Source organism: Solitalea canadensis DSM 3403, from assembly GCF_000242635.2.
GTDB lineage: Bacteria > Bacteroidota > Bacteroidia > Sphingobacteriales > Sphingobacteriaceae > Solitalea > Solitalea canadensis.
On record NC_017770.1, the window covers coordinates 5,195,849 to 5,202,069 of the forward strand.

The following is a 6,221-nucleotide window of genomic DNA, read 5'->3' on the forward strand; positions in this document are numbered from 1 at the left end:
AGATCATTTATTGTTGAGACAAATTATTTAATGAATTCAGTTATTCGCTGTGGAGTTCCCATTAAATTCCAATACTCAGCTAAAGCAACATAATAGCCTAATACTGCCGTGTAATAAGCTTTTTCTATTTCTTCCTGCACTATTATGGCATCGTTTACATCTTTAACCGTTGAAAACTCATTGTTTAGACGTTCTCGAACCATAGTGGTTGTAACAGCTGCTTGTGACCGAGCTGTATCTAATGAGGCAATATCGTTTTCTAATGCTGTTAGCTTATTGTTAACTATGGTTAACTGAGCTTGTAAACCTGTTCGTGTATTTTCTTGTGCTAATTTCGCTTCCTCGACTAATTGTTTAGTCGCGCTTACTCGTTTGGTGTTTCTAAAACCACTGAATAGTGTCCATTGCATTTCTACTCCAACAAGCCAAGGAGGAGTGGTTACCGGTAAATCCTTTTGATATAAGTTTACGTTTCCGATAGCAAAAATGTTAGGCAATTGTAAAGAGCGACTTGCTTTTACGGTGCTTTCTGCAAGATTGGTTTTGTTTTCGATAAACTTATAGGAAGGGTTTTGTGCCCAGAATGAGCTTTGTTCGACTGCTAAATTAGCTTTCGAAAACCGTAGTGTATCAGCTATCGTTAAAGCAGAGTCTAAAGGAGAACCCATTAATCTGTTAATTTCAACTTGGATGTTTTTCTTTTCCAAATCAATGTTGTTTTTCCGGGTTTGAGCCTGGGTTAATGCTACATTGGTCCAATTCCGTAGATAAGGAGGGATTAACTCATTTTTTACTAGTTCATCGGCTCTATCCCTGTTCTGTTTGAAGATGTCAACAATTGTATTTTCTTTCTGTAAAATCGAGTTGACATACATCATTCTTAAATATTGAACTGCAAGGGCAAAATCAACTCCCTTTTGCGTTAATTCAAGGTTGATGTTGCCAGCATCATATTCATTTTGAGCAATATTTCTGGCTGTTGACAGTTTGCCTCCGAGGTAAAGTGGCTGACGAATACCCAAGGAAGCAGTAAAGTAATCTTGCTTATTTAATGGAGGATTATAATCAGGGTAAATAGTACTAATAACATTTTTCGACAAAGAATAAATGCGGTCCTGCACTGCCTGTGGAAGGTTATTTCCGGTTATTTCTTTATAAACTTCATTGGCAGTGTTAACACTCTGTTGGGACGAGCCTTCAACAATGCCATCTTTTACAGTTTGTAAATTAATCTCAAGCGGCTTTGAGAGATGTTGATAGCCTGCTAGCAAGTCTATGCCGGGTAAATAACTATTCTTTTCAGCTTCTAGCGAAAACTTTCTGGCTGCAACTGATTTATTCATTTGATTGACCAGTAGGTTTCGTTCCCTTGCAATACGAAAGCACTCTTCCAAGGAAAGTTTTGTTTGCTGAGCATTGGCAAATTGAAAGAAACAAAAAGACGGTAGTAATAAAAAGAGAAAGCGTTTCAAAACAAAATTAACTATTAATTGCCCTTAAGATACGCGATTTAATTTAAAGATTAAGAATGAAAGTTGAAGGAATTTTTAATTAAAGAAAAAGCCATCCGGTTACCGAAATGGCTTTTTCTAACTTTTATCGTGAATAATTATTCGTATCGCAATGCCTCAACCGGATCTAATTTTGAGGCTTTAATAGCTGGATAAATTCCAGAGATTAACCCTACAATAATACATAGAGCAATTCCGGTAAACATCCAGGCCCAAGGAACAATGAAACCTCCTCCAATTAATATTGAAAGTCCGTTCCCAACTAAAATTCCAAGCACAATTCCACCTGCTCCACCAATCAAGCAAATAACTATGGCTTCGTATAAAAATTGTCCGCGGATAACCTGAGGAGTAGCCCCTAATGATTTCCTGATTCCAATTTCTCGAGTACGTTCAGTAACCGAAACCAGCATAATATTCATTAAACCAACTGAAGCACCCACTAAGGTAACAACCCCAATCACGATGGCGGCGATGGTTAAATAACTAACAATATCTAAGAATGAATTAGCCAAAGCATCACTCTTAGTAATTTCGAAGTTGTTTTCCTGAGATATATTTAGCTTTCTGATATTGCGCATTTTAGCAGTAGCCTCTCCAATTGCAGGCTCCATGTTTTGGAGATTCTGAACACTTACTGTTATCGTATAGCTTTTATTCTGACTTCCGGATGTGATTTTAGCCTTCAAAACTGGTATCAAACAAAACCGGTCACCCGGGCCAACGCCTGCAGTTCCTTTTTCAACCAAAACCCCAATTACCTTGTATTTGTCATTTCCAATATTAATGATCTTGTTAATCGGGTCTTTATTGTCAAAAAGGTTTTTCTTTATTTCATTACCAATGATAACTACATTCCATCCGCTTTGTACCTCTGCGTTAGAAAAATTTCGACCTTCAGCTAACTTGTAACCGGATGTGAGCAAATAGTTTTCATCTCCACCTGTTACATTTATATTAGGATTGGTCTTTTTTCCTCCGTACTTAATAATCGCATTCCAGGAGCTAACAGTAGATACACTTACAAATCCTCCGTAATTGTAGGCATTTTTAAAATCCTGTGCTTCTTCATATTTAATTGCCGGAAATCGTTTGGGAGCAGCTCCTCCGCCACCAATTCGAATCCCCGTACCTCGGTTACGAATAGTGAATGAGTTGGAGCCCATACTGGCAAATGTATTGTTAGCAAAACTCTTAACGCCATCAATTGCCGTTAAAATACCAACAAGCGCCATAATTCCTATCGAAATGATCAAAGCTGTTAGCGTAGTACGTAATTTATTGGCCTTGATTGATTGTATGCCAACTTTTAAGTTTTCCCGAGGGTCCATCCTGTAAATTTCTGAATAAGAATTGATAAAAGCGAATTATTGATGTTGATGTTTTCGGAACTAAAATATAAAAGTGGTAGAGAAAACCCTGTTATTCACGGAAATATTACATCGTGCTACTAATGAAGTTTGCTTAAAAGTTTTTAAAGATTCTGTGACTTTTGAAAAGTGCTATCGTTTAATAAAGTACAAGATTAAAATAGTTGAATTATGGATAATCAAAGTATAGTTTATGATGCATTAATAAAAGCCGGGAAACCGATGAAGTCTGCAGAGATTGCTTCAGTTACGGGTCTTGAAAAAGGGGAAGTTGACAAAGCAATAAAAGCGCTTAAAGTTGCAGATAAAATCGTGTCACCTAAAATGTGCTTTTATTCTGTGAGGTAGGTTGAGGTTTTTTTGAATCTGAATAGATTGTGAACTAAAAAGGAGCTACTGTTGTAACTCCTTTTAATTTATTGCCTGAATGGCCGAATGTATTGCAATTAAATTATGCAGAAAATGAAGTTCCGCAACCACAGGTATTGGTAGCGTTAGGATTATTAAATGTAAATCCACGTGAATTTAATCCGTCTTGCCAATCAACTTCCATTCCCACCAGGTATAAATTATGGGCTTTGTTCAGAAATACACGGATGTTGTCAACAAAAAACACTTCATCGCCTTCTTTTTTCTTATCAAAACCTAATACATAATTCATTCCGGCACAACCTCCGCCCTCAACGCCAACACGTAAACCAAACTCCTCAGTTAGCTCTTTTTGGTCGATCAACTTCTTAATTTCCTTGATCGCACCTTCCGTAAACGTAATAGGAATAAGTGTATTTGTAGCTGATTGTACTGTCGATTCCATAAATACTCTAATTTTTTTTACAAATATACATTGTAATTGGCATTTTTGTTTTTCCTTTTAAAAGAAACTATGTTGTTAGAAATTACATTAAACCAATTCTTAACCATTGGGTTGCCAATTGTGTGCTTATTGATTTTGGCCGCTTTCTCGCTGAAAGACTATTTTGGCAAGAAAAAACTTGACTTAGGCGATCATCTTACGGAGCTGAAAAAAAATGCTCAAAATCAGACATTACCATTGAGGTTAGCTGCTTATGAGCGATTAACTTTATTCGTTGAACGTATTACTCCTGCTAATTTGTTTATTCGTATTTCTCCGATGGGCTTAACTGCTCTGGATATGCAGGCTATTTGCTTAAATGAAATCAGAAATGAGTTTGAGCATAACCTGGCTCAACAACTTTACGTTACGGAGTCGGCATGGCAAGCAGTGAAAAAAACAAAAGATGAAACGATCTTACTTATCAATACCTTAGCATCTGCAATGCCGCAGAATGCATCGGCTTTTGAATTTAGCAAGGTGGTGCTTGAGCATGTAAGTCAATTACCTGCCGACCCTTATGCTAAGGCTAATTCGGTGTTACGAGCTGAGGTAAGCAAGCTTTATTAATTTTTGAAAGCGCGCAATGCACTTTCAATTAGTACACCAATGCGTTGTATGATTGATTTTAATTTTATGAATGTAAAGCATAAATTATCATATGATCAAAAATCGCCTTGTACAGTTCGGATGGGATGGTTTATGTACTCGCACCAACTGCCGGAGAACTGTACGCAGCGACGGCATTTTTTGCTTACTTTTTTTGCTGAAGAAAAAAAAGTGAGTCTCGCTGAAGGCGATGGGAGAAGCAATTTCACCAAACTGTGTTTGTTGCATTGTTTGGCTTTTTTAAAATTATTTTAGATAGCACAACGCGTTTGCACCAATCAATTTATAAAGTACCTTATGACAAAAAAAATATTCACTACTTCAGGAATAGAGATTGATGAACTCTATACCGAAGCAAAAGCAATAACTGAAAAGCCAGGCGAATTTCCATTTACGCGCGGTATACAGCCGGATATGTATCGTGGTAAACTGTGGACAATGCGTCAATATGCAGGGTTTTCTACAGCTGAAGAATCAAATAAGCGTTATCACTACCTCCTGAAGAACGGAACCATGGGGCTTTCGGTGGCATTTGATCTTCCTACGCAAATAGGCTATGATTCTGATCACGAACTTGCTGAGGGTGAAGTAGGAAAGGTAGGTGTAGCAATAGACTCTTTAAAAGATATAGAAATATTGTTTGATGGCATTGAATTGCAAAAAATAACTACTTCAATGACCATTAATGCAACTGCTTCTATTCTTTTGGCAATGTATATTGCTTTAGCAAAAAAGCAAGGTGCCGACCTTAAGCAAATATCAGGAACAATACAGAATGATATTTTAAAAGAATATGCAGCTAGAGGAACCTATATCTATCCTCCAAAGCCGTCTATGCGCATTATTACGGACATCTTCGAGTACTGTAGCAAAGAGCTTCCAAAGTGGAATACTATTTCTATTTCTGGTTATCATATCCGGGAAGCCGGTTCAACAGCTGTTCAAGAATTAGCTTTTACGCTTGCGAATGGTAAAGCTTATTTAAAAGCTGCTTTAGAAACGGGTTTGGATATCAATGTTTTTGCGAAGCGTCTTTCATTTTTCTTTAATTGCCATAATAATTTCTTTGAAGAGGTTGCAAAGTTCAGGGCTGCTCGCAGAATGTGGGCCAAAATAACAAAAGATTTAGGGGCAACGGATTCTCGGGCTCAGCAATTGCGTTTCCATACCCAAACTGGTGGTTCAACACTCACTGCTCAGCAACCACAAAACAACATCGTACGCGTTACCATGCAGGCAATGGCAGCTGTAATGGGTGGAACGCAATCATTACATACCAATGGTTTCGATGAAGCGCTTTCATTGCCGACAGAAGAGGCGGCACGCATTGCGTTGCGAACGCAACAGTTAATTGCTTTTGAAAGTGGAGTAACAGATACCGTTGATCCTTTAGCAGGGTCCTTCTTTGTCGAAAGTCTTACAGACAAGGTGGAAACAGAAGCTTGGAAACTGATTGATGCTATTGATGCAATGGGTGGAGCTGTAACTGCGATTGAAGAGGGATATATTCAGGAACAAATTGCCAATGCTGCCTATCAATATCAGAAAGATGTTGAAACCGGAGAGCGGATAATTGTTGGGGTGAATAAATTTCAGGTAGAAGAGCCTCCATTGGGAGAGGTCTTTAGAGTGGATGATTCAATCAGAACATTACAAATTCAGAAACTCGAAAAGTTAAAATATGAACGAGATAATGAAAAAGTAAGAGCTTCATTAGAAGGGTTAAAACTGGCTGCAAAGGAAGGGACAAATGTTATGCCCCACATTTTGCAATCCGTTGAGAACTACGCTACTTTGGGTGAAGTAGCCGATGTGTTAAGAGGTGTTTTCGGAGAGTTTTAAACGCACTATTTTGTTAACTTTAGAGTATATAATTTA

At 37.7% G+C, this 6,221-nt stretch carries 6 protein-coding genes; 3 read left to right on the plus strand and 3 right to left on the minus strand.

Going from position 1 to position 6,221, the window contains the following annotated elements:
• Positions 1–23 precede the first annotated feature (23 nt).
• On the minus strand, positions 24–1,472 hold the full coding sequence (locus tag SOLCA_RS21975; protein ID WP_322785726.1) for a TolC family protein: 1,449 nt from the start codon (positions 1,470–1,472) through the stop codon (positions 24–26).
• Positions 1,473–1,609: 137 nt separating this feature from the next.
• On the minus strand, positions 1,610–2,842 hold the full coding sequence (locus SOLCA_RS21980; RefSeq protein ID WP_014682698.1) for an ABC transporter permease: 1,233 nt from the start codon (positions 2,840–2,842) through the stop codon (positions 1,610–1,612).
• Positions 2,843–3,052: 210 nt separating this feature from the next.
• Between SOLCA_RS21980 and SOLCA_RS21985 the strand changes: the two genes are divergently transcribed.
• Entirely contained in the window at positions 3,053–3,229 is a 177-nt protein-coding gene (locus SOLCA_RS21985) for a MarR family transcriptional regulator (protein WP_014682699.1), read from the plus strand.
• A 103-nt stretch (positions 3,230–3,332) separates the two neighbouring features.
• On the opposite strand, the gene SOLCA_RS21990 is transcribed toward SOLCA_RS21985, so the two are convergent.
• The gene (locus SOLCA_RS21990) at positions 3,333–3,695 is read right to left on the minus strand and encodes a HesB/IscA family protein (RefSeq protein WP_014682700.1); all 363 of its coding nucleotides are present in this window, start codon (positions 3,693–3,695) and stop codon (positions 3,333–3,335) included.
• A gap of 69 nt (positions 3,696–3,764) precedes the next feature.
• On the opposite strand from SOLCA_RS21990, the gene SOLCA_RS21995 reads away from it, so the two are divergent.
• Both SOLCA_RS21995 and SOLCA_RS22005 read left to right on the plus strand, forming a co-directional pair.
• A complete protein-coding gene (locus SOLCA_RS21995) occupies positions 3,765–4,304 on the plus strand; it encodes a DUF7935 family protein (protein WP_014682701.1) in 540 nt (179 codons plus the stop codon).
• Between the two features lie 336 nt (positions 4,305–4,640).
• Complete coding sequence (locus SOLCA_RS22005; RefSeq protein ID WP_014682702.1) at positions 4,641–6,185, plus strand: acyl-CoA mutase large subunit family protein; 1,545 nt, start codon at positions 4,641–4,643, stop codon at positions 6,183–6,185.
• The last annotated feature ends 36 nt before the right edge of the window (positions 6,186–6,221 follow it).

What these genes read in the sequence shown, in the direction of transcription:
- SOLCA_RS21995 (WP_014682701.1), top strand. Translation starts at nt 3,765, where the DNA reads ATGTTGTTAGAAATTACATTAAACCAATTCTTAACCATTGGGTTGCCA.
- SOLCA_RS21985 (WP_014682699.1), top strand. Translation starts at nt 3,053, where the DNA reads ATGGATAATCAAAGTATAGTTTATGATGCATTAATAAAAGCCGGGAAA.
- SOLCA_RS21990 (WP_014682700.1), bottom strand. Translation starts at nt 3,695, where the DNA reads ATGGAATCGACAGTACAATCAGCTACAAATACACTTATTCCTATTACG.
- SOLCA_RS22005 (WP_014682702.1), top strand. Translation starts at nt 4,641, where the DNA reads ATGACAAAAAAAATATTCACTACTTCAGGAATAGAGATTGATGAACTC.
- SOLCA_RS21980 (WP_014682698.1), bottom strand. Translation starts at nt 2,842, where the DNA reads ATGGACCCTCGGGAAAACTTAAAAGTTGGCATACAATCAATCAAGGCC.